The following is a 24,564-nucleotide window of genomic DNA, read 5'->3' on the forward strand; positions in this document are numbered from 1 at the left end:
CACAAGTCTTCTAAATACAGATGAGCATAAAGGACTTTTGTTTTTTCATACAAGTTTTACTTTTCAATGAAACTATATAGCCTTTGACAACGACTTCCTCTTTAGCCACAAGTCTTCTAAACACAGATGCGTTGGAGAGATTTTGCTTTTTAAATAAAACTATATAGTAATAAAAACTACATGCAAGCCCTCTCTCATACAATTCGCTAAATGCTTTAGTTCCTTTTAGAGACAGGGCTTATTTTATTTACTTCTGCTATGGTTCTTGTTAATCTTTGACAAGAACATCATCATAGTCATTTGTCTTGTTAAAGAGATGGATAGCATATGAGCAGCTTGCCGAAACCTTAACCTTTTCCTCACGGGCTTGCCAAATGATTTTCTCAACAAGTTGTTTTGCAATGCCTTGACCACCATATTCTGGATCGACAAAGGTGTGATTAATAACCCAAACGCCATCTGACACCTGATAGGTACATTCACCTATTTCTTTGCTTCCATCAAGAGCAATCGAACGATTCTCATCTGCTTTAAATGAAACAACTACCATTTGAAAACCTCCTTCACATTAAATCATTAAACTTAGTATTATTTTATCAGAAAGACTGGAAACATCAAAAGGAAATCCACACAAGCTATCCAATTTTTCAGAAATGCAAAAAATGCTCTAGCCAACGACCTCCATAAATCCAAAAATAGCTATAAGAGATAATTGATAACGGACGACAGATAGCTAGTATCATCATCAATTTTTTCTCCGTCATCTTACTCAAACCAGCCAGCATAACAGTTATATCAGCCGGTCCAATCGGAGCTAACATGACAAGAGTTACCAATTTTTGAAAATAATTTCCTAAAAATCGGTTCTCATAAGCTGATAATTTCTCTTCCGAAAGCATGAGATGAATAGCTGATCGTCCGTATTTTCTAACCAGACGAAACAAAAGCCAACTGCCTAGAAGAATACCTAAGTAATCCAACACAAATCCTAAAATAGGTCCAAATGCTAAAAATCCGACAACGGTTATGACACCACCGGGGATTGGTGCAATCAACACCTGAATAACTTGCAATCCGAAAAACAAAATCGCTCCGATTACTAAATCTTTTCCAATCAGTTCCTGCAAGGCAGACGGATTGTTGACAATATCTAAATTGACGACCAAAAAGTAAACAAAAACCAGAGATAGAATCAGTATTATAGTTGATAATATTCTAATTAAGGAACGAGTTGTTTTTTTAGGATTATTCATAACGTAAAGCCTCGATTGGGTCTAATTGACTCGCTTTGTTGGCAGGAAGTAGTCCAAAAATAATACCAATACATGCCGAGAAAGTGATGGCAATAAAGGCGACATCTAATGAGACGGTTGCACCTGGCAGCTTCATCGCAGCACCTAAACTACCGACAGCAACAAAGGCTAATAAGAGACCCAGCAAACCACCTAAAATGGTTAAGACGACTGCTTCAATCAAAAATTGTGTCAAAATATTACGACGGGTTGCTCCCAGTGCTTTTCTAAGACCAATCTCCCTAGTTCGCTCGGTAACTGAAACTAACATGATATTCATGACACCAATACCACCAACCAAAAGAGAAATACCCGCAATGGCACCAATAACTGTTGTCATAATACCAAATTGTCGATTGATGTCTTTCAAGATTGCACCATTGTCCGCCACAACGTATTCACCATTTCGCACCTGTGATAACTTCGTCAGTTCTTTACCAGCCAGCTTACCTAGAGTCTGACTTTCAGTCACATCATTGACATGAACAAAAATTTGACCAACCTCATCCGTTTGAAATTCTTGAGCCACTTGGGTATTTGTCATAACAGCTAAACCATTGATACCTGCCGAGTTACTGGAAGCCTTAAAGACACCTATCACCAAATAATCCTTATCTCCAACTGTCAAAATCTTGTTCAATGCTTGCTTATAGTGCTTTTTACCGAATAATTGATCTGACATGATGGTATCAATCATGATAATTCTAGAAAAGTGACTGTAATCGCCTTTTTGGAACTGACGTCCCTCGACAATGTCATAATTTTTAACGGCAAAATAATTTTGACTAACTCCAGAAATCATTGCATTATCTAGGCTTTTTTTACGATAAGAAATTTTACCATTGGCTGAATTGGTCACAAAATAGGAGTCAATTCCTGGTATTGCTGCAACTAGCTGTTCCAACCATTCTATTTGGACTGGTTTTTCAGCAACTCCTTCACCAAAAAAGGCAGCATAGGGGTCATCTTCTTCACCTTTTTCTTTATAGTATAACCTAACTTGCTTCTGGTCTCCGGTAAAACTATCAGAGACACTTTTTTTCATCGCATCCCCAAGTCCCATAATGATAACAACTGCAGCCACCCCGATGATAATTCCCAGCATAGTCAAGAAGGAACGCATTTTATGGCTAAGTATTGAACTAAAGGCAAATTTCCAATTTTCCACACTTTCCTCCTAATCTATTCGAACACTATTTGTTGTATCAAGTGTCATCTCACCATCTCGAATAACAATCTTGCGTTTTGCATAATCAGCAATCTCGGGTTCATGGGTAACCATGATGATTGTTTTTCCTTCATCATTTAGAGATTGAAGCAATTCCATAATCTGCGTCCCTGTTTTGGTGTCCAAGGCACCAGTAGGTTCATCAGCTAAAATGATAGCAGGATTATTCACTAAGGCACGTGCAATGGCAACCCTTTGTTTCTGTCCACCCGATAATTCTGATGGTAAATGTTTTGTCCGATCACCAAGTTCAACTTTTTCTAAAAACTCTTTGGCTAATTGTTTTCTTTTGCTAACGCTGACGCCTCCATATATCAAAGGAAGTTCGACGTTCTGTAAAGCATTCATCTTAGAAAGAAGAAAAAACTGCTGAAAAACGAATCCAATTTCTTGATTACGCACTTTCGCCAGCGCCTTACTTGATAAACCAGAAACAGATTGACCATCCAAATCATAGCTACCTGAACTAGGGCTATCTAAAAGACCAATAATATTCATCAAGGTTGATTTCCCTGATCCAGACGGCCCCATAATAGCTAAAAAATCACCCTCACGTACTGTTAAATCAATCCCTTTTAAAACCTGTAGCTCTTGTTCACCATTGCGATAAGACTTCGTAATGCCTTTTAATTGCATTAAAACCTTGTTATCCTCCATGGCTATTTCTCCTTACTATTTGCTTTAGGAGTTTCATCAACCATTATCTTATCATCACTAACTTTCTGTCCATCCTTTAAGTTTTTATCAGGATTAGCAATAATTCGGTCATCTTTTGCCAAGCCGGTTAAGATTTCTTGAGAATTAGCATCTGCTCTACCAATCCCTACCTCCTGCTTGCTTGCCTTCTTCGTTAGTTTGTCATAACGCCAAACATAATCTTTCCCTTTTGAGCTGACAATAGCTGATGTAGGAACTAAAAGAGATTCCTTATTATTCAACACTTCAACAGATACTGTAAATCCTTGTTTTAATCCTTCTAAATCACTGGTAATATCGGCTTTGTATTCATATTTAGCACCACTTGAACCACCACTAGAAGAATCACTCTTACCAGCTGCTTGTTCAGGATAGTCTGAAATACTGCTCATTTTCCCCTGCCATTTTTTATCAGGAAAGACTTTGGATTTGATAATAACCTCATCACCTTTTTTAAGGTTTGCCAAGTCATACTCTGTCAAGTTTCCTTTGACTTGTAATTCTCCCTGTGTTGCAACATGAACAAGTGTTTGACTTTCCTTAGCAGATGGGTCGATTGAATTGTTAACTTCAACTACTGTTCCGTCTACATCGCTCAAGACAACTGTCTGATTCAATGCTTCTTGAGCTTTAGCTACTTCAGATTCAGCATCAGCATAGGCGTCATACAAGTCTTGTAATTGCTGATTATAGGTTTGCCCAGTTGCTGGACTTGCCGGCGTTGCCTGACTTGTCCCTGAATCTATGTTTCCCATACCTTGTTCACTCGTTGTCTCTGTAGGAAGGACAGCCTGCGTTCCATAAGTTTGCAGAGCATTTATTTGGCGTCCAACCTTATTTAGATTTCGCACGGCTGTATCATAACTAGCTTGAGCACTGGTGGCATCGTATTGAACCAACTGTTGACCCTTGCCAATTTGTTGACCAACTTCAACAGTCACTGTAGCTGAACTTCCTTTAGAGTTATCATAATAAACATATTGTTCCGATAACGCTGATACGGTGCCAGATAATAGAGTAGATGATGCAATTTTGCCACTTGTCACTGTACTAGTCTTATACATTGATTCTTTCTCCGTATTACGACTTGATTTTGACATCTGATAAATACTAAAAACACCTATCAATAGAGCCAAGCCAACAATACCTAACAATGCTTTTTTCTTAAAACCCGAACTTTTTACGCGCCTTACCATAATAACCTCCTGCATAATTTTTTTCATTATAGACCTTTTTCACAATCAATGCAAGCGATTACTGGAATATGGAGATTTCCGAAAAATATAATATAGTTAAATGAATTAACTTTCAGACAAGGAACTGAGGCGGTTACACTATAAAAAAAGAAGACCTAGAAGGTCTTCACAGATTGAAGACAAAGTCCATTTTAGACAGTTTCTCCAAATCTTTTTTATTTGTAGCCCAAAACACTCAAAAACATTGAAATAACAGCGTTTATAAAAGTTTAATGATTATCCGTCACCCTGCAAAATTTCCAAACAGAGACAGATTGTCTACGTTCTCCTTACAGAAATAATAACAGTATATCTTACACGATAACTCTAACGATTGCATCTATTAATTTTTCAAAACATCCACCAATCTCTTAACAGTCTCTGGCCACACAAACTGCTCACGAACACGAGCAAAAAGATTTTCTTGCATGATGGCACGACATTTATTATCGGAAATTAATTCTACCAAAGCATTGTATAATGATTCTTTGTTCTCTTCAATAATAATTCCTAAACTCGAATCATTGATAACTTCCTTTGTACCACCACGGTCAGTGGCAATAACAGCAGATTTCAAGCTACCTGCTTCTAATATAGACGTTGGAAGTCCTTCTGGAAACATCGAAGGGTATACAAAAATATCAGTCTGGTTCATTAATGACATAGTCTTTTCAAAGTCTAATTTCCCAAGGAAGTGTATATCAGTTCTTCGATATGTCTCTTTTAATTCTTCTAAAATTGGACCGTCACCTGCAACCATCAATATTTTATCGGACGATTCAGGAATCTCCGAATAGGCTTGAAGCAAGAGTTCAATACCCTTTTCTCGAATAATTCTCCCTGCATAAGTAATGACTAATTTATTGTCTAAATCTGTAGAAAAACGTCTATTTGAGAATTTCTCAAATAAGTCAGCATCAACTGAATTATAAATAACACCATTTCCTTTGATATTAAAATGTTTCAACCAGTTAAGGCTACGTTCAGAAACAGCATAAAAATCACTACAAAAATGTTTTAAATAAGAAGTCAAAAGGTGTTCATATATTGCACCAAAAAAATCTAAAAATCTATTTCCTACTGTAAAATGACTACTACCGTGATCGATAATCAGAGGAGAAATACCTTTTCGTTTTGCAAACCGCACCCCTAGAGCCGTAGTCAATTGAAAACGCGTGTTACAAATTACATAATCAACTGATTCATTTCCCAACTCCATCATAAGGTTTTTAAACTCTGAATTATGATTTAAGATTGGATACCGCATTTTAAATAAAGAATAGCTGGGTAAACGATAAATTTTAACCGCATCATTTTCTTCAATACTAGGTAAACTCTCATCATGTTTTGAAGCAACAATAATGATATTATATCCCACCTCTACGAGATGTTTCGTTAACTTTTCTGTAAAACGTTCTACCCCCCCTAAAAATGGTAAGTAAAACCCAGAAAAAAATACTACTGTTTTTTTACTAGACATTTTCTACCTTCATGTTTCATTTCTTTTTGCCTAAAGTTTTCAGTCACCTATCTTTACTTCTTCTAAAATCACTAATAATTGTCAGAATAGGAGCTTTTAATAATAGTAACACTAAAATATATAATATAACGCCAACAGCTCCCTGAATACTATAGCCAAGTAAAGTCACTGGTAATACCTTACCTAGCGACTGTAAGCTAATAATAACAACAATTGAAGCCAGTGCATACTTCCACAAACCATGAGTTAGTTCTCCAAAAGTGAAAACATCTCTCAAGGAAACAGCTTGATAAATGGATACAACAAACTCTGTAGCAACAGTAGCAATAATGGCACCCATAGCTCCCATTTTAGGAATTAGAACAAAGTTGAGAATGATGTTGGTTATCAAACCAGCTATTGCTGACATCGTATAGGCCTTAGTTCTCCTAGCCGCTAATAAATACTGTGTTCCCAAAGCATTACCGTATGAAATCATCAAAATCATTAACGATTGAACTGCCATCAAAGCCCCTACCTCAGAGTAACCCTCTCCAAAGAAAAAAATAGCAAAGGTTGAGGAGACGCCAATCACTCCTCCAATCATCAGTAGGGAAATAGCATTGCTCAAATCAATCAGCTTTAACAATAAATATTTAGCTTCAGACTCTCTATTCTCTGAAAACAGACTAGAAAGTCTAGGTAAAAAGACGCCTCCTAAAGCAGCTACAAGTGTAAATAAAACACGAATTACTTTGTCGGATTGGTCAAAATAACCAGCACTAACAACAGAATCCATCGCTCCCAACATACTTTTATTTAACGATAAATAAATCTGCGTTGTGATTTGTGGTAAAAAGAGCTGAATGGCAGGTAATACATGTCTTAAAATTTGAAGTTGCTTCAAAGGAACACGGTTCACTTCCCCCTTTAAAAAGGGCCACACTGTCAGATTTCCTAAAAACATTGAAAACGCTATAAGAAAAATATAAAGACCCAAATCTCCCTTATCATTTACTAGTACGAAGGTTAATATAACAGTGGTTAGTTTTACCATCGTATTACGAATAACAATCTTTTTAAAATCTTCTATTCCAATAAAATACCACGAAATATCAAACATGGTCGCTAGCAAGTTTATACCTTGTAACAAAAAATAAATTTGCCATTTATCCCTTGTTAAAACAAATCCTAAAAATAATAAGGTAGCTAAACCTACCGAGCAACATTTTAAAATGACAAGTTCCCAAAATAATTTACTCCGCTGATACTTATCTTTTTGCACAAAAGCAATTTCACGATTACCATATAAGCCAATGCCAAGCGCACCCGCTAGAGTAAAGTAAGTCACTATTGAATTAGTGTAGGCATTGAGTCCAACTCCTTCAGGTGAGAGAACTCTCGCAACATAAGGAACTGTTACTAAAGGTAAGATTAATGCTAGCATTTGATAACTAGCGTTGTAAAACATATTTTTGATTAATTTCATTTTATTATCTCATTATCAAGGCTACCACTGTATCAAATAATAGTAGAATATTTGAAGCGATAGCAAGAAGAGCTACTCCGATAGGGATTACTTTTTTAGCATATTGGTTTAGTCCTGGCTTTATCCCTGAAAAGAACAGTTGTAATAAAACTAGAGTTGGTGTAAAATACCTGCCCTGAACACCTTCAATATAGCTAGTTGATGCCCCATTATAATCAAGCATGATATAGAACACACCGATGACTCCTATAAGAAAAAGTCCCAAAGCAGAGTAGGCGATTCTTTTACTTCTGATAAATTTATCTTCAGCTAACAAGACTAAAAACAAAAATAAGTACCAAGCTGATGTTGTCCATGTTGGCATAAAATTAAATGTCGGATATGGTGATGCTAACCATGATGTCAAGTCATTATTGTGAACATCGAGACCAGCATAACTATGTGCAAAAGTCATAATATACCTTCTAATAACGACTAATAAGCCACCATGCCTAATAGATAATATCCACAAAATAGCCAATATCAGAAATACAGCTAGGGTTCCCACTAGTAGCAATCGTTTCTTATCCGACCGCAAATAAGCCTTTACTCCAGCTAATTTTTGACGAAGAATCTCTAAAGCTGGATTATAATGATATTCTAAAAATGGTAGCCAAGCCAATAATAGCCAATAATTCCATTTAGCACCTATTATTAATAAAAATCCCGAGAGATATAGCCTAAGCCTTCTGCGTTTTGTCAATTCTCCATCAACCAATGTATTGATGACAATACTTATAAAAAGTGCAACCAGTACAAAACCGGTAGCATCATACGATAAACTAGCAAATGAGTTTAAAGCAACTGGACTTAAAAAAACAAAGAAATAAATATATTTTGCTGCTTTTAATCTCTTAATAATCACATATAATGTTGAGACACAAACAATTAAACTAGTAAGCCTTGCTGCGGTAACCATTACCCCAATAGAAGGGTAAATTAACTTTCCGACTTTTAAACCAATGGCAGGAACAACGTGCCCCCAGTAAACAAAGTCAATTTTACTATATCTAATATTTCGTGGCACCGAAGAAGGCTTTACAAAATAAGCTTTGTTGAGATAGTATTTTTCAAAATGGGTACCATCTTTATAAGACTGTTTTTGTCGTGACATACCAGATGCTACCGCAGGATCCCCATATCTTGAGGTATCAATAATATTATTCGCAATTCGTCCAGATACTGCTAGATGGTACTGCCCATCCGGCTCATTGAACAAAGGCATAAACAAACATAGCATCGTCCCAAGAGACATTCCTAAAACCAAAAAGACTTTATGAATTTGACTTTCTTCAAAAAGGACTAACAGCTTTGATTTCATTTCTACTCCCACTTATTTTTTTATTAAAAAGACAAGATCTCTCATTCGATTGGAAAAACTGTCATAATACCGTTTTTTAGTGAGTATCTGTTTAACTGTGGTAAGCCACTTACGATTCATAGCATTATGCAATCTTTCATTTGCAAAATCAAGATAGGACAATGATAAAGAATACCACTGACTCTTTTGCTCGCATAAAACATCTGATAAAATCTGATAGTAACTAGCTACAAAAGTCAAATCTTGAAGATGATGTTTTCTAGAACTTTTCAAATTCAAAAGATTACCACTAGCATTTCCGCCGTGTCTCCTGTGAATTCCTACAGGACGATTAAGATTATAGCCTGTTCCTAGAACACCGGAGATTCCCGTCATAAGATTATCATGCGATAACACTTGGTTATCTTGATAATGAGGAACAATCTGATCAATAAATGTCTTTCTTATACAAAATGTCCAACCTTGACGATAATTGTGATAACTCATGTCAAACGGATACTTAGATAGCGTTTTTTGCCCATCTTCGAAGGTGAAATTCTTTGGAACAGTGGCACTTTCTCCCAAAGTAATCACATCAATATCACCACTCAAAACATCAATTGAGTGATTTTCTTCCATATGTGCCACCTGAGTTTCATTTTTATCCAAATACCAAGTATCATCTTGATCACTGAAAAATACATAATCAACATCAAGGTGGCTTGCATCACGTAATAACTCACGAAAATTTAAACGCCAATGCAAATTCGTTTCATTTTTAGTGATTGACCATCCTGTCAAATGATAACGATCAATATAGTCTGTCACAATCTTAATTGTGTCATCAGTTGAACAATCATCACGTAGCAAGACATAATCTGGCCGCAGAGTTTGCTGGCGGATAGAGTCTAGTTGCTCTTCAATAAAATCCTGACCATTATAGGTAGCCATCAAAACAGCTGTCTTTATCATGTCATTCCTCAAAACTTTCAACTGTCTTTTTAATACCTTCTTTTAACGACACTTCTTTATGCCATCCAAGAGACTCCAGTTTCTTGGTGTTTAATTTAGTTCTTCCCATCTTACTATAACCTTTTCCCATCACCTTCGGAATATCAAAGATAAGTTTTAATTGGCGATTTGGAAAACTATCAATTAATAATTGTGCCAAGTCTCGAATCATGATGGGTTCATCTTCATTAGCAACATTGTAGGCTTGACATTTTTGTGCATTGAGTAGCACCGTGAATAAACCTGTAACAGCATCTGATAAGTAACAAAAAGCTCTTTCTGCACTGCCATCGCTTTTAAGGATAATGTCGTCTTTTTGAATCACATTATATAATAAATCACTCATAATGCGCCCATCATTTGCTAATTCCATCCCTGGTCCATAAGAATGAGCCAATCTAGCAATCGTATAAGGGATAGCAAATTGATCATAATAGGATTGCAACATTGTCTCTGCCATCCGCTTACTTTCTGGATAACAAGCTCTGCTTTCCAATATGTCAAAGGAACCATATGACGTTTCATCAATATCATTACTGATAGCTTTTCCATAAATTTCTCTAGTCGATAAAAATAAGAAATTTTGAATATTTTTAGTCTTTGCAAATTCTAATAAATTCATCGTTCCAAGGGTGTTTGCCTTGAGAATACCTACAGGATCGTTGAGGATAAACCATGGACTAGCATTACTAGCAGCATGGACAATATAATCGACAGATCCATCATAAGCAAAAGGACTATTAACATCATATTCTATGAGTTCAAAATGGTGATGACCTTCAAGCCCTAAAAAGCGTTCTTTAGCTTTTTTAAAGTTACGAGCAGTTGCTAAAATAGTAATACCTGCATCGTAATATTCGTTTAAATAAGCAAATACGTAAACTATATACGTAGCTAACATCCCATTAACACCAGTTATTAAAACTGTTTTGCCATTGAGTTTTTGCCAGTCAATATAGGTAGCCGCTGTTATTTTTTGCATGTCGCCTTGGACAATTTTATTACTGTAATTAATCATAACTAAATTCCAAATATCTGAGCATTTTCTCGCGCATCAAAGAGAGCCTTGAAGGTATAAAAGTCGTCTGGAGTTGTAATTTTAATATTTTCATAAGGACCTTCTACAATCGTTAAAGGCTTCTGGTACATTCCCATTAATGTACTAGAATCAATTGCATCTACAATCCCATTAGAAATAGCATCACGCTCTATTTCTAAAATATCCTTCAAATAAAAACTCTGAGGCGCTTTAGCAATATAAGACCTTGTTCGATCGACAACTTCATCAATAACTCGATCTTCGTTAATTAAAACAACCGTTTCTTTAGCAGCGACTGATGTAATCGCTGAACCAGATTCTTTAACGGTTTCAATGTTTAAGTTCAATACTTCAACATTGATTAGCGGGCGAACACCGTCATGTATCAGCACAATATCTTTATCGCTCGTCGCTATTTTTTCCGCTGCTTCTAAGCCATTGAAAATAGATAGTTGCCCCGTTTCACCACCTGGAACAACTGCTCTAACTTTTTTTAAATTAAACCTAGGGATTAGGGTCTCCATGTAATCCAACCAGTCACTGACACAAACCACTATTGTGGCATCAATTGCAGAGCACTGCTCAAATATTTCCAAGGTGTGGACAATAATAGGCTTTCCATGTACTTCTAGAAATTGCTTAGGTTTCCCTTTTGAGCGCATGCGGGAACCAACACCCCCAGCAAAAATAACACCAATATTCATCGTTAGTCCTCCTTCCAATACCACATGTAATAATCATGATTTTGACGCTTATTTTCAGGAGGTAACTCCATATAAGAGGCGCCATACAATTGTTTTAAGTAAGCATGATGATTCTTGATTTTTCGCGTCGTCAAATGCTCAAAAGCAATATCTTCGAATTCGTCAAATAATTCCTTTGGAAAACACTCTTTCAAGCGATAGCGTGAATCAGCAAAACCAATATAAGGTGAGTCGCTTCCGTTATACCTTTGCATCACTTTATCGGTTTCAACAGCCATTTTTTTCGTTTGTCCATGATATTTGACAAATCTTGGAAATCTTAAGAACAGACGAGCAAATGCGAATACAGCGTTTGAACCACTTGCATATTCTGGAAAAGAGGTGCTAAGTAAGTTTTCAGTTGATGAGTGCACTTCCTTAAAAAATGCTGTGCGTTGTTCAGACGATTCTGGCAACTGATCCATTGGAAAAATATCAATAAATAGGCCTGTCCATGGATGCATCCGATCTGTTTTACTTTGCATGATTGTCTTAGTGCTATACAATTTAGCAAACGGAAGTAAATTCTTCTCAGTGGAGTGATGAAGTAATTTATAATCAGGATTATCCTCTTTAGATAAGGCATCTATTAACTTTTCATAGTCATTTCTTTTAAGCATAATATCAATATCATCATCCCAAGGGATAAAGCCTTTATGCCGAATAGCACCTAACAGACTTCCACCTCCTAGTGAATACTCAATATTATTTTTTCTAGCGAAATCATCTAAGTAGTCCATCATATCTAGCTGAACTTTCCTGATTTCCTCGTTTGTCATTTTTTTCATTATATTACCTTAATTACTATTCATTTTTAAGAGCCAAAATGTCACAAGACTTACAAGTCCTACAGCAAAAACACCACCTATTGTTGCCAAAAGATAAGGATTTACTGGTGAATGAACACGCGCCCCTTTAGGAACCATAGGCAGAGCATTATATTCAATATCACCATATTCCATATCCATAATTTGTCCATTGATATGATAATTAGGAAATTGTGCTTTTTTCTGGCTCTTTGGACTTACTTTAAAAGTTATAGGTTTCTTACCTAACTGGTAACCACTAGGAGCTTTGATAGGATAAAGAACATACGTAAAATTACTCGAAAGACCTTTTAGTTTAAAGAGTGCACTATTCTCCTTAGTCTGTTTATCAATATTGTACTCCCAGGTAGACTTATTTAGCTCGAAGGGCTGTTTGTTACCATCGATTGAATACGTATAATTTCCCTTTAAAATCTTGTAATCACTAGTTCTATCTAGTTGAAGTTTCTTGTAAGGAGACTTTTGCTTTTTCCAAATAGCATTCTTATCTTTAGCCCCAAAGTATAAGAACAAGTTCTGGTTCTTATCAATTCTACCTAAAACATATTCCCCACCTGCTTTTAGCGTATTTTTAGTAGCATCAAACATCGCAAAATTGATATTGTAACTTTGAACTCTAGGTGTCTTCCAATACATTTGATCTTCTGAAACAGATATACCCTGTTTAAAAGAATCGTTGTAAACAGTATAGGAAATATCTTCAACAGTTTTAATGTCTTCATTTTCTTGACTACTTAACTGCGTTTTTAGTTCATAGTTAACTTCTGAGGAGATATAGCCCTGAATTTCAAGGTACTTTTCTTCCTTGTTTGTCAAATCCACATTCAAACGATAAATCGATTGTAACTTTGCCAGCTCCTCAGCAATCTTTTTATTTCTCTCTTCTTCATTTTCATATTTTGAAGCTTTGTATCCGATAACATTGTCAACAATATTTAAAGATGTTTTACCATGTAGACGACCCTTAACTCCTTCTTTAATATCATTAAGATGGTAGGTCTGCTCATAAGGATAATTAACCGACTCGATAATAAAGTTGGGTGAAACATCAACAGCTAGTGTCTTGCGGTTTTCAATTGGTATGCGATAAGTGACACGCTGCCCATAATCAACCGACATATCAGTGGTAGATTTTTTATCTTCAGTTTGTATTGAAATACCATGATTTTTTTGTGTATTCCCTAACAAAATTGTTGTATCGTCTTTTACTTCTTTTAACACAATATCACTTGGATTAGCTGAAGTAACAAAAACAGTAGTGCCTTCCTCAATATCTGCAACAGCTAAACCTTTTTTATCTGTAAATTTATACTTAGGATTGCTAGGATTGGAAAGGGTTACTTGCGGACCAAATTCATTCAGATAATCTAAAAAAGAAAGATTAGTTACATATAGTTCTTCAATTACTTGATTTGCTTGCTCCTTTGATAAGCGTATGTTTTTTCCAAAATAAATCTGCTCATTTAACTTTACAATACCATCTTTAACTTCATAGTTTTCTTTTAACTTTTCAAAAGAGAAATGCTGCACATCTTCTTTTTTCAACTTTCCTGTCATCAGCTTTTTCTGAGCAGTAGCATAATTTTTAGCAACAACTTGAATGCTGTATATTGGATTGTTGTTATAATTATAATAGACATTCACATGATGTATTTTCACTTCTTTGGCAGAGACAAAATGAGATGGTATCAACGTGAGGAATAAACTTAAAAAGAGAAACAAATAATGTGACTTCTTCATTTCTTATAATCCTCAATTTCTTTCTTCATCAATGATATTTCCTGTATCAATTCTTTTATCTGATTATCTTTTTTAGTATTACTCGAAGTATTTATTAATTCCAAGAAAAAAACAAATAAAATGGAACCAAATAGTAAAAAGTTCATTGTTAAGGCAAAGCCAGCTTTATGCGCGACAAACGAAACCACTTGAGGAAATAAACTGATAAAAATAATTGTCAGACCAACAAAAATCCATGGAGCCGCCCGTCTTATTGAAAAAGCATTTTTATTGACCATTCGAATAATAAAATAAAAAATCATTAAGGCCAATATAAACATTTCTACTTGTAAAAATAATGACATTAATCTCTCTCCTTCATAAGACCTGCAATAAAGATTGATAGCAATACATCAAGCATATAAGTCACGACCTTAAAGGCTCGAATACTTGACGTTCCCTCCAAACGTTCAAACATATTCGCATGTATTTCTTTAACACGATAGCCTTTTTTAATGATGCGAACGATAGACTCTGGTTCCGGATACGAAACAGGGTAATGCTTCGCTAAATAATCGATGACAGGTTTAGAAGCCGCCCTATAACCACTAGTAGTATCATAAATTTTCCGACCAGTCATTAATTTTATGGCTTTAGAAATCAAGTTAATTCCCATACGTCTTGCAGCGGTTGATTGGAAATTTTCATTCGTTTTATCAATAAAGCGTGATCCAATCGTAAAGTCAGCTTCGCCCTTTATAATGGGAGCAACAACGTCATTGATACTTACAATATCATGTTGCCCATCTCCATCAAATTGGACTGCAATATCAAATCCATTTCGAGATGCATAGATATAACCTGTTTGAACACAACCACCAATTCCCAAATTTTGAACCAAGTCAACATGATTAAACTGCAACTGATCAAGAATTTTAGGAGTTGAATCTTTGGAACCATCATTTACAACCAAATAATCTAGCTGAAAAGGTAAATTATTTGATTCACGATAATCAATAATACTTCTAACCGTTTTTTCAATATTACCCTCTTCATTATAAGCAGGGATAATCATCAATACTTTTTTCATCTATTTCTATTATACCAATTCGTTAATATTAAAATTTTAAATACTATTTTATGTGTCAGTTGGTTCTTGCTATAACCATATCGGATCAATCTCTCAGCTCTCCTAAGAATTGACTGTCGGTCAATATCGTAGAACTGTTCAATTAACAATCGATCTCGCGGGGTTAAGTCCCTTCCAAACAATTCTACAATCGTCATAGCCTGCTTTTGTGAATCATGAATTATTTGCCAATATTTTGTAAATATAGCCTTTGGACCTAAACGGAGAAGTTTAAGCTTCTTATCTTCTGTTCTCGCTCCCAACACATTAGCTTCGTGCTGTCGGTAGAGTTGTGTCGGTTGGTCTATGTAGACAAGCTTGCCCAATGATGCAGCCAATAGAGCCAAATACCAGTCGTGCATAAGCAGATTTTCGTAAACCTGCCACTTATCAGCTAAGGCTTTATTAATCATCATAGTACCGCCAGTTACTGTGTTTTCGGTTAATTCCTGTACCAATTCAGTATTTGCATGGTGGGATTGAGCCTTAATCATACTTTCTTGAAGAATCTCTAAATTTTCATTGACCACTCGTAAATCTGTATAAACTAACAGCGGTTTATCTGGATTTTCCTTTTGCCCTCTTTGTAAGGTAATTTCTAGTTTTTCAGGCAACCAAACATCATCTTGATCGCTAAAGAAATAATAATCCGCTTTCTCAAACTTAACCAGATGATAAAAACTCTTAATGACACCGTAATTCTCATTTTGACCATCATTTATAAAACGAATTCTATCATCTTCCTCAGCTATTTCCCTAATGATAGAGGTTGTGCTATCCTTAGAACCATCATCACGGATTAAAAGATTCCAGTCTTTAAAGGTCTGCGCCTGAATACTTTCTATCTGTTCAGATAAATATTTTTCTCCATTATAGGTTGATAATAAGATATTAACCTTCATGTGTGTCTTCCTTTTTTATGCTATCTATTCGTAAAATAGCTAAGCGCAGCATGAGTGTTGTCAATGGATTATTTTTCTTATAACCAAATTTTTTAATAGCTTTTACTCTTTGCCAAATAGTCATATGTGGCAAGCGACAAAAACAATCTATACACTCTCTATCTACCTCAGTTAAAAGTCTTTCATTATCAGAATAAAAACAGGTCGCTTGCTTGATGTAATCCACCAGTTTTTTGTCATACTCTATCATTCTATTAGACAAATGGTAAATTTTTGACGATAACGAATCACTATCAATAGAAGCTCCTAGAACATTATTATCATGTTGTCTATAAAGTTCAGTAACTTCTTCCAAAAAAACCAGTTTCCCTAGAGCACTGGCAGCTAGCGCAAGGTACCAATCATGCATAATAATGTCTGAATGCTCATGCCAAACAGAAGTCAAAGCGTGATTTACCATGCTAGTTCCCCCCGTTGCTGAATTATGGCAAAGAAGTTCTCGCACCTCTGTAACGGGACTATTTCCTTTAGATTGAATCATACGGTTATTAATAATATCTAATTGTTCATTTACAACAGATAAATCAGTATAAATCATAAGAGGCGTCTGCTTTGGAAACTCCATAGCCTTTTCTAAAGTTTGCGCCATTTTCTGTGGCAACCAAACATCATCTTGATCGCTAAAGAAATAATAATCCGCTTTCTCAAACTTAACCAGATGATAAAAACTCTTGACAACGCCATAATTAACGATATTATCTTCATTAATAAAACGAATGCGATGATCACTCTTTACAAAATGCTTAATGAGATCAACCGTTCCATCACTAGACCCATCGTCTCGAATCAACAGTTGCCAATCTGTAAAAGTTTGCGCCTGAATACTTTCTATCTGTTCAGATAAATATTTTTCACCATTATAGGTTGATAATAAGATATTAACTTTCATTTAGAAATAATTCCTCGTATTCTCCCACAATTTTTTTCCAAGTATAGTTGGATTTGATATGATGCTTCGCTTCATTTCCTAAATGCCTAAAGTCCTCAGTATCTACAGAATCAATGAGATTTTTCAAGTTTCCTTCATCTTTTGCCCAATATAGAGCAGTTTGTTGAGCTACTTTTCGATTAAAATCAACATCTAAAACTAAGTTGACATCTGTATGAGCTAAGGCTTCAAGTAAACCTGGATTTGTACCACCAACTTCATGTCCATGAAGATAGGCATGGGCTGATTCACGAATATAGCCCAGTAATTCCTTGTCATAAACAGTACCGACAAATTGAATCCTAGGGTCAGACTGAAAAGCTGTTTTTTTGGCTAACTCATCAAAATAAGGATTGCCCTCATGATTACAAATAATAATGAGTTTTCTTTTTGTTTGACTTGCTATAAATTCTTTCAACATAGCTTCATAATTGTTCTCAGGAACAAACCGTCCAACAATAAGATAATAATCATCTTCTTTTATATGCCAGTTGTCATAAAAAGATCTCACAAGCGCATCATCATTAGTTAAGGACGAATTCCTCGTCTGCGTTCCGTAGGCAATAAAACGTGTCTTACTCCATGGATAGGCTTCTTTTATATAACTCTCAATACCTTCATTATCAGCGATAATAAGATCTGCAACCTGCGTCATTACTTTTTCAGATTGCTTTAAGTAGGCCTGCACAGGTTTTGACCATTTAGCCCGTCGCCATTCCAAACCATCTGGATTGACAAATAACTTGCCATCAACTGCCTTAATTTTTTTGGCAAAGGGTTTCATAAAACGGCCAATGGTATTTCCCAGAATGTAAAAAATAGGCTGTTTGATTTGATGCTTCTTGATATAAGAAAGAGCATAATGAATAGCCATCATATCGTAGGCAATAACACGAGCAGGACCAAGTTTAGGTGGATTAACAGTATAACAATCCGCCCCCTTAAACTCAAAGTGTTGTCCCGTCTTTTCATCACTCAAACAAGCAACATGATATTTTATTTGACCACTAATCTGATGTGTCACTAATTCCTCAACAAAGGTTTCAAACCCACCATATTTAGCAGGCAAACCTCTGCTTCCTATAATAAAAATATGGCGCATAAGAACTCCATTCTATTTGATACAATCATAGTGTATTATACCATAATTTCATATTCTTCGTTTAAATAAAAAGGTCCTTTCTAGCAGTGTCCGCTAAAAAGGATCTTTCATTTAACATTTTTATTTTTTACCTTGTTTATAAAATTCTTGCAAAGCATCCTGCCATGTTGGAATGACAAATCCAGTAGCTTTGGTTTTTTCTAAACTCATCGTTGAATTAAGCGGACGTTTTGCTTTTGCTGGAAAAGCAGATGAGTCAACTGGCACAACTTCAACATCTGCATCTTTCAAAATTTCCACTGCAAAATCATACCATGTCGTATCTTGATTTGCATCATTTGATAGGTGATAATAACCAAACTCTTTACGATTTTCAGCCAAGTAAGTCATGAATTCTGCTAAGGTGCGAGTCCATGTTGGACGACCATGTTGATCATCGACCACTGTCAAACGAGAGTGTTTTTTCGCTAGTTCTTGCATGGTAAAAACAAAGTTCTTACCATAATTACCAAATACCCATGCGGTACGAATGATGTAGAAGTTCTTAGCATATTTTTCAACAGCTTCTTCACCAAGACGCTTGGTACGACCATATTCTGTCTTAGGATCTGGTATATCAGTTTCGAGCCATTCTTGACCTACTGGTTTTTCTCCATCGAAAACATAGTCTGTCGAGATATAAACTAAAGTGGCATCATGTTTTGCTGCTACTTTAGCAACATTCTCTGTACCAATCACATTAATAGCATAATTGAGCTCTTTCCCCTCATCTTCTGCGGCATCGACAGCGGTATAAGCAGCGCAATGATAGACCAATGTTGGTTTTACTTGCTCAAACACTTCTTCAACTTTCGCTTCATCAGTGATGTCCATCTCAGCCACATCAACTGCTACGTATTCCTGATGACGTTCATCTAATAAGTAACGAAGTTCAGTTCCCAACTGTCCGTTGGCACCAGTAATTAAAATCATTTTAATTCTCCTTGATTCCATTGTTCTTGTAACAAAGTATATCAAAAAAGAAGGGGTATTTCACCCTTTTTCTTTGACAATATAAACTGGACGCTTTTTGGTTTCTAAGAAGATTTTAGCGATGTATTTTCCAATTATCCCTAAACAAAGTAATTGAATGCCACCTATAAAAAGCATTATTGAGACCAGACTTGCCCAGCCAGCTACGGGGTCACCAAAGACCAAACGCCGAACAATGATAAAAAACATAGCTAAAACAGACAATAAAAAGGATCCTGAACCAGCCCAAGCAGCTAAAGTCAAAGGAGCTTCCGAAAAATTGACAAAGCCATCAATAGAGTATTTTAAGAGTTCCCAAAAAGTCCATGATGTGCTCCCAGCTATCCTTTCCTTATTTTCAAAAGAAATATAAGTCACATCATAGCCAACCCATGAAAATAATCCTTTAGAAAAACGATTCACTTCACCAAGTTCTAAAATACTATCAACAACTTGACGAGTCATCAATCGGTAATCCCTAGCACCATCTACCATCTCCGTACTGGAAATACGATTAATTAACCAATAAAATATTTTTGAAAAGATTGTTCTAAGTGCTGGCTCTCCTTTGCGGTCAGCTCTTCGCGTCCCAACAACATCATAGCCATCTTGAATTTTAGCATACATCTCAAGGAGTAATTCTGGAGGATCCTGCAAATCTGCATCCATGACAGTAACATAGTCTCCTCTTACTTCCTCTAGTCCTGCTAACAATGCAGCTTCTTTACCGAAGTTTCGCGAAAGTGATAGATAATGAACATTGATATATTTTTTTGAAATATCTCTTAATATATCAAGTGTAGCATCGACAGATCCATCATTAATAAAACAATAGTCAAAGATTAATTCATGCGTCAACTTCTTTTCAACTTCTTGTACTGTTGTTAAAAAAGGAAGAATTGTCTCTTCCTCATTATAGCACGGTACAACTATACTAAGTGTTTTCACAATTCTTCCTCCTTTTATTTTTATCGAATCCCTAATGCTATTCTTGCATAGCGGCTCAAGCGTTCTGCCGACCAAGCCGGTGTCCAGACTAAACGAACTTTTGCATCGGTCACTTCTGGAACAGATTTCAAAACGTCATAAATTTGATCTGTAATGAGATCGGCTAATGGACATCCCATAGTCGTTAAAGTCATGTCAATTTGCGTTTTACCATCTTGTTCAAAATGAATCTCATAAATCAAACCAAGGTTAATAATATCAATACCAAGCTCAGGATCAATGACTTCTTCAAGAGCTTCGAAAATACGCTCTTTAATGTTAGCAATTTCTTCTTCAGTATAGTTGATAACTTCTGACATAATTTTCCTTTCACAATGATTTATCAGTACAAATAACTCTTTTCACACTAGCAATGACGCTCTACACAAGAATTGGGCAGTTCAAAATCTCCATAAATTGGATTATTTAACTCCAATTTTATTTTTGGGAAAAGCTAGAAAGCACTTTGAATGCCTCCAGTATTTCTCTTTAACAAATCACCTAATACACGTTATCATGGACTTGTCCGTTTCCTATTTCTAGGCGAGCGTTGATTTGGTCTACAGATAAGTTGCCCTAGTCTTTATTTTAAGCAGGAGGTTAAAAAGGTCAGTCGAACCTTTTTAATCCTCCATAAAATCTTTGAGTTGTTTGCTACGGCTTGGGTGGCGGAGTTTACGAAGAGCCTTAGCTTCAATTTGACGGATACGCTCACGGGTAACGTTGAAAACTTTACCGACATCCTCAAGGGTGCGCATCTTCCCATCGTCCAATCCAAAGCGGAGTCGAAGAACATTTTCTTCACGGTCTGTTAAGGTATCAAGAACATCATCCAACTGCTCGCGTAGAACCACACGTGTTGTGTAATCAACTGGGTTTTCAATAACTTCATCCTCGATGAAATCACCTAAATGACTATCGTCTTCCTCACCAATAGGTGTTTCAAGTGATACAGGTTCCTGAGCGATTTTAAGAATCTCACGAACCTTGTCGGGCGTCATATCCATACGTTCCGCAATTTGCTCTGGCGTTGGATCCTGTCCTAATTCTTGTAGAAGATTACGCTGTTCACGTACAAGCTTGTTGATGGTTTCAACCATATGAACTGGAATACGAATCGTACGCGCTTGGTCTGCGATAGCACGTGTAATGGCTTGACGAATCCACCAAGTTGCATAAGTTGAAAACTTAAAACCTTTTGAATAGTCAAACTTATCAACAGCTTTCATTAACCCCATGTTACCTTCTTGAATTAAATCCAAGAATTGCATCCCACGTCCCACATAACGTTTAGCAATTGAAACAACCAAACGTAGGTTAGCTTCAGCAAGGCGCTGTTTGGCTTGGAGATCTCCATTTTCAACAGCAATAGCAAGAGCTTTTTCTTCCTCATTCGTCAAAAGAGGCACAACACCAATTTCTTTCAAATACATACGCACTGGGTCATTCACTTTTGCTGAATTACTTCCAAGAAGTTCTTCGTCGGTTAACTCTTCAGGTTTTGGTGCTTCAACAACGTATTTAGTAGACGGATTGCCTTCTTTGTCTGTAATAGCAATACCACCATCTGTTAGACGCTCTAAAAGATCATCAATTTGATCCGCGTCTAAACTAAAGGGAATAACTAATTTGTCAGTAACTTCTGTATCGACGGCAGTCCCAGCTTGCTTATGATTACGAATAAAATCAGCAACTTGAACGTTAAAAGTTGTTATTTCTTTGGTTTTTTCTGCCATAATTCCCTCTATTCTATGCTTCTTTTCTGTGCAATAAGTGCTTCTAAGGCGGCAAGTGCACTCTCTTGATCACCTTGATTACTAGTATCTTTAATCAATTGACTTTGTTTACGCATATCATTTTGCGCTAACAAACGATCACGATGCCTTTCCAAATCTGAAATTTCATTGTCACCCACCTCTTCTGGTAACTGCTCCTCCAAAATCTGATAATAAGCCTGCTGTACTGCCTCTGATTCTCCAGACAACTCATAAGATGTAATTTCTCCATTAGTCAATAGTAATTGGTACAACTCAACTAATTCTGGAGTATTGAATTGAAAATCTTGCCTCAACTTAAAATCATTTAAAATCACTGGGTAAAAAAGCATCCGATGAAAGAGATGATTTTCAGTCTTTCTAAGAGCGGTCACCTGTTTGACAATCGGTATATCAATATAGACTGGTTCAAGAGCTTGTGATTGAACCATATTCTGCCGCATAGAAATACGGCGATTATTGACCGACTGTTCAACTTGATGATAGTCAAAATCCGGAAGGAGATCCGCAACCTTATTGATGTAGGTATTTTGAGCCGTTATTGACTGCTCTTTTGCAATGACATCAGCAATCTTTTCAACATAAGCAATTTGGCTTTGAAGATTGTCACTATTCTCAGGCAGTAGGTAATAAATCCAAAACTCTACTTGACTAATTCGAGAATTAGCAAGGAGATTAGTCAATTCTTCTGCTGAAGTAGTTTGCAAATACTCATCTGGATCCATTCCCTGTGGCATTTTGACAATATCCACTGAAAATTGAGAAAGGATTTCTAACGATTTAGCAATGGCATTTTGCCCAGCGGCATCACCATCGTATGTTAAAACAATCTTCTTAGTAAATTGACTCAAATGACTCACATGTTCCTGCGTCAAAGCTGTCCCCATCGACGCAACCGCATTTACCACACCCGCCTGATAAGCGGCTATCACATCCATGAAGCCTTCCATAAGATAGACTTCGCGCTTCTTAGCAATCACTGGCTTAGCTTGGTCTAGGTGGTAAAATTCGTAGGATTTATTAAATATCGGGGTTGAACGTGTGTTTTTGTATTTTGCTTGATGACTTTTTTTAGCCTGATCTGTCCAGATACGACCCGAAAAGCCAATGACTTTTCCTTGATCATTAGTAAGAGCAAACATAATCCTATTTTGAAAAGCATCATAGATACGATTTGATTCTTCAGATAAGTTGAAGAGACCTGAAGCTAAAATAGTCTCCTCATCATATTTATTCGATAAAGATTTAAATAAATAATCAGGTTCTTCAGGAGATAGTCCAATTTGAAAATGTTTAATTAGCTCATCCGTCAGTCCTCTATCATACAAATACTGCCGTGCTGCCTCTCCTTGCTTTGTAGTCATTAAAACGGCTTGGAAAAATTTATTAGCATCAGCATTTATTTGAAATAATTTTTCGTGAGGATGTTTGGACTGATGATAGGCGGTTTGGGGCACTTGGATTGACATTCCCAAACGTTCAGCTAAAACAGAGGCAGCTTCCTTAAAAGGAATCTGTCTATAGTCCTCTAGAAATTTAAAAACGTCACCTGATTTTCCACAACCGAAGCAATGATAGAACTGCTTATCTTCGATAACGTTAAATGATGGCGTTTTTTCCTTATGAAAGGGACATAGTCCCAGATAGTTATGTCCTGCTTTTGAAAGAGCAACAACCTCCCCAATAATATCTACAATATTGGTTTCCTGCTTGATTTGAGCAATGGTTTCTTTATCCAAAATCACGACATCACCTCCACCAAAATCAAATTTTGCCTTACGTTACATTATAACATTATCAATAGCACGTGTAAAACAAAAAAATTCAAATCCCTTGCTCCTAAGCTTTCTTTACTGTATAATAAAATCTAATAAAGAAAGGAATCGAATATGATTAAAGAATTAAAAGCTTTTTTGTTTAAAGGAAACGTCCTTGACTTGGCTGTTGCCGTTATCTTTGGTGCTGCTTTTGGTGCTATCATCACCTCATTGGTAGAGGATATCATCACTCCACTTCTATTGAACCCTGCTTTAAAAGCGGTTGGTGCACAGCGCATCGCTGAATTAACTTGGAACGGCGTTGCTTACGGTAACTTCTTGAGTGCTGTGCTTAACTTTTTGATTGTTGGTACTATTCTCTTCTTCATCGTTAAAGCTGCAAGTAAATTCATGCCCAAAAAAGACGAAGTTGTCGAAGAAGTTGCACCTTCAAACGAAGAGCTTCTTCTTACAGAAATCCGCGACCTTTTGGCTCGTAAATAAGAGAATTTCTTCTCTACAAAAAGCAGGCATTGAGTCCTGCTTTTTTTGAAATAGTCAAAATTGTGTAATTGCAACACTTATCTCGTTAAGTTTCGCAGGGTACTATTTCTGAGCTATCCCTTTCATTATGATAAATTCTAATACTCAATGAAACCCAAAGCGAGACTAGTTAATGCCGACACAGACAAAACTGGAGTTCATCAAATCCATAACGTCTAAATTTGATTTTCGAAAAGTATAAATCTCTATATATAGTAAAATGAAGTAAAAACAGTACATTTGTGATATCATGTTTTTATGGCATATTCACTAGATTTTCGTAAAAAAGTTCT

24 protein-coding genes are annotated in these 24,564 nt (G+C 36.1%); 1 reads left to right on the forward strand and 23 read right to left on the reverse strand.

Annotated features, from left to right (window positions below; translation table 11 throughout):
- Nucleotides 1–268 precede the first annotated feature (268 nt).
- The 23 genes from A3IA_RS0103340 to dnaG all read right to left on the reverse strand — a co-directional run bounded on the left by A3IA_RS0103340 (nt 269) and on the right by dnaG (nt 23,716).
- Nucleotides 269–550 carry a GNAT family N-acetyltransferase gene (locus A3IA_RS0103340; RefSeq protein ID WP_018379931.1) on the reverse strand — a complete coding sequence of 94 codons (282 nt, stop codon included), beginning with the start codon at nt 548–550 and terminating at the stop codon, nt 269–271.
- Nucleotides 551–647: 97 nt separating this feature from the next.
- Nucleotides 648–1,253 carry a TVP38/TMEM64 family protein gene (locus A3IA_RS0103345; protein WP_018379932.1) on the reverse strand — a complete coding sequence of 202 codons (606 nt, stop codon included), beginning with the start codon at nt 1,251–1,253 and terminating at the stop codon, nt 648–650.
- Nucleotides 1,246–2,460, reverse strand: coding sequence for an ABC transporter permease (locus tag A3IA_RS0103350; RefSeq protein ID WP_018379933.1), 1,215 nt, complete (start codon nt 2,458–2,460; stop codon nt 1,246–1,248). The genes A3IA_RS0103345 and A3IA_RS0103350 overlap by 8 nt, the downstream gene beginning before the upstream one ends.
- Before the next feature lie 9 nt (nt 2,461–2,469).
- On the reverse strand, nt 2,470–3,177 hold the full coding sequence (locus A3IA_RS0103355) for an ABC transporter ATP-binding protein (protein WP_018379934.1): 708 nt from the start codon (nt 3,175–3,177) through the stop codon (nt 2,470–2,472).
- A gap of 2 nt (nt 3,178–3,179) precedes the next feature.
- Complete coding sequence (locus A3IA_RS0103360; protein ID WP_018379935.1) at nt 3,180–4,412, reverse strand: efflux RND transporter periplasmic adaptor subunit; 1,233 nt, start codon at nt 4,410–4,412, stop codon at nt 3,180–3,182.
- Between the two features lie 382 nt (nt 4,413–4,794).
- Nucleotides 4,795–5,931, reverse strand: a complete 1,137-nt coding sequence (locus A3IA_RS0103365; protein ID WP_018379936.1) for a glycosyltransferase family 4 protein — start codon at nt 5,929–5,931, stop codon at nt 4,795–4,797.
- 43 nt (nt 5,932–5,974) lie between these two features.
- Nucleotides 5,975–7,399 carry a flippase gene (locus A3IA_RS0103370; RefSeq protein ID WP_018379937.1) on the reverse strand — a complete coding sequence of 475 codons (1,425 nt, stop codon included), beginning with the start codon at nt 7,397–7,399 and terminating at the stop codon, nt 5,975–5,977.
- A 4-nt stretch (nt 7,400–7,403) separates the two neighbouring features.
- The gene (locus A3IA_RS0103375) at nt 7,404–8,759 is read right to left on the reverse strand and encodes a DUF2142 domain-containing protein (protein WP_018379938.1); all 1,356 of its coding nucleotides are present in this window, start codon (nt 8,757–8,759) and stop codon (nt 7,404–7,406) included.
- 12 nt (nt 8,760–8,771) lie between these two features.
- A complete protein-coding gene (locus A3IA_RS0103380) occupies nt 8,772–9,710 on the reverse strand; it encodes a glycosyltransferase (protein WP_018379939.1) in 939 nt (312 codons plus the stop codon).
- A 1-nt stretch (nt 9,711) separates the two neighbouring features.
- Entirely contained in the window at nt 9,712–10,767 is a 1,056-nt protein-coding gene (locus tag A3IA_RS0103385) for an NAD-dependent epimerase/dehydratase family protein (protein WP_018379940.1), read from the reverse strand.
- Between the two features lie 2 nt (nt 10,768–10,769).
- Complete coding sequence (locus A3IA_RS0103390) at nt 10,770–11,492, reverse strand: IspD/TarI family cytidylyltransferase (RefSeq protein ID WP_018379941.1); 723 nt, start codon at nt 11,490–11,492, stop codon at nt 10,770–10,772.
- Nucleotides 11,493–11,494: 2 nt separating this feature from the next.
- Nucleotides 11,495–12,319: a LicD family protein gene (locus tag A3IA_RS0103395; protein WP_018379942.1), complete on the reverse strand. Its 825-nt coding sequence runs from the start codon at nt 12,317–12,319 to the stop codon at nt 11,495–11,497.
- Between the two features lie 9 nt (nt 12,320–12,328).
- Complete coding sequence (locus A3IA_RS0103400) at nt 12,329–14,098, reverse strand: SpaA isopeptide-forming pilin-related protein (RefSeq protein ID WP_018379943.1); 1,770 nt, start codon at nt 14,096–14,098, stop codon at nt 12,329–12,331.
- Nucleotides 14,095–14,442 carry a DUF2304 domain-containing protein gene (locus tag A3IA_RS0103405; protein ID WP_018379944.1) on the reverse strand — a complete coding sequence of 116 codons (348 nt, stop codon included), beginning with the start codon at nt 14,440–14,442 and terminating at the stop codon, nt 14,095–14,097. The genes A3IA_RS0103400 and A3IA_RS0103405 overlap by 4 nt, the downstream gene beginning before the upstream one ends.
- On the reverse strand, nt 14,442–15,167 hold the full coding sequence (locus A3IA_RS0103410) for a glycosyltransferase family 2 protein (protein WP_018379945.1): 726 nt from the start codon (nt 15,165–15,167) through the stop codon (nt 14,442–14,444). Before A3IA_RS0103410 ends, A3IA_RS0103405 begins: the two co-directional genes overlap by 1 nt.
- Complete coding sequence (locus A3IA_RS0103415; RefSeq protein ID WP_018379946.1) at nt 15,164–16,108, reverse strand: glycosyltransferase family 2 protein; 945 nt, start codon at nt 16,106–16,108, stop codon at nt 15,164–15,166. Before A3IA_RS0103415 ends, A3IA_RS0103410 begins: the two co-directional genes overlap by 4 nt.
- The gene (locus tag A3IA_RS11760; RefSeq protein ID WP_018379947.1) at nt 16,098–17,057 is read right to left on the reverse strand and encodes a glycosyltransferase family 2 protein; all 960 of its coding nucleotides are present in this window, start codon (nt 17,055–17,057) and stop codon (nt 16,098–16,100) included. The genes A3IA_RS0103415 and A3IA_RS11760 overlap by 11 nt, the downstream gene beginning before the upstream one ends.
- Nucleotides 17,047–18,198: a beta 1-4 rhamnosyltransferase Cps2T gene (gene cps2T / locus A3IA_RS0103425; RefSeq protein ID WP_018379948.1), complete on the reverse strand. Its 1,152-nt coding sequence runs from the start codon at nt 18,196–18,198 to the stop codon at nt 17,047–17,049. Before cps2T ends, A3IA_RS11760 begins: the two co-directional genes overlap by 11 nt.
- A gap of 120 nt (nt 18,199–18,318) precedes the next feature.
- Entirely contained in the window at nt 18,319–19,191 is an 873-nt protein-coding gene (gene rfbD, locus A3IA_RS0103430; protein ID WP_083902713.1) for a dTDP-4-dehydrorhamnose reductase, read from the reverse strand.
- Between the two features lie 39 nt (nt 19,192–19,230).
- Nucleotides 19,231–20,157, reverse strand: coding sequence for a glycosyltransferase family 2 protein (locus tag A3IA_RS0103435; protein ID WP_018379950.1), 927 nt, complete (start codon nt 20,155–20,157; stop codon nt 19,231–19,233).
- 20 nt (nt 20,158–20,177) lie between these two features.
- A complete protein-coding gene (locus tag A3IA_RS0103440; RefSeq protein ID WP_018379951.1) occupies nt 20,178–20,516 on the reverse strand; it encodes a metal-sulfur cluster assembly factor in 339 nt (112 codons plus the stop codon).
- Between the two features lie 303 nt (nt 20,517–20,819).
- Nucleotides 20,820–21,932 (reverse strand): RNA polymerase sigma factor RpoD, encoded by a 1,113-nt coding sequence (rpoD, locus tag A3IA_RS0103445; RefSeq protein ID WP_018379952.1) that lies wholly within the window; start codon nt 21,930–21,932, stop codon nt 20,820–20,822.
- Nucleotides 21,933–21,940: 8 nt separating this feature from the next.
- Entirely contained in the window at nt 21,941–23,716 is a 1,776-nt protein-coding gene (gene dnaG / locus A3IA_RS0103450) for a DNA primase (protein ID WP_018379953.1), read from the reverse strand.
- Between the two features lie 144 nt (nt 23,717–23,860).
- On the opposite strand from dnaG, the gene mscL reads away from it, so the two are divergent.
- On the forward strand, nt 23,861–24,232 hold the full coding sequence (gene mscL / locus A3IA_RS0103455; RefSeq protein ID WP_018379954.1) for a large conductance mechanosensitive channel protein MscL: 372 nt from the start codon (nt 23,861–23,863) through the stop codon (nt 24,230–24,232).
- Nucleotides 24,233–24,564 lie beyond the last annotated feature (332 nt).

The organism is Streptococcus thoraltensis DSM 12221 (genome assembly GCF_000380145.1).
Taxonomy (GTDB): Bacteria; Bacillota; Bacilli; order Lactobacillales; family Streptococcaceae; genus Streptococcus; species Streptococcus thoraltensis.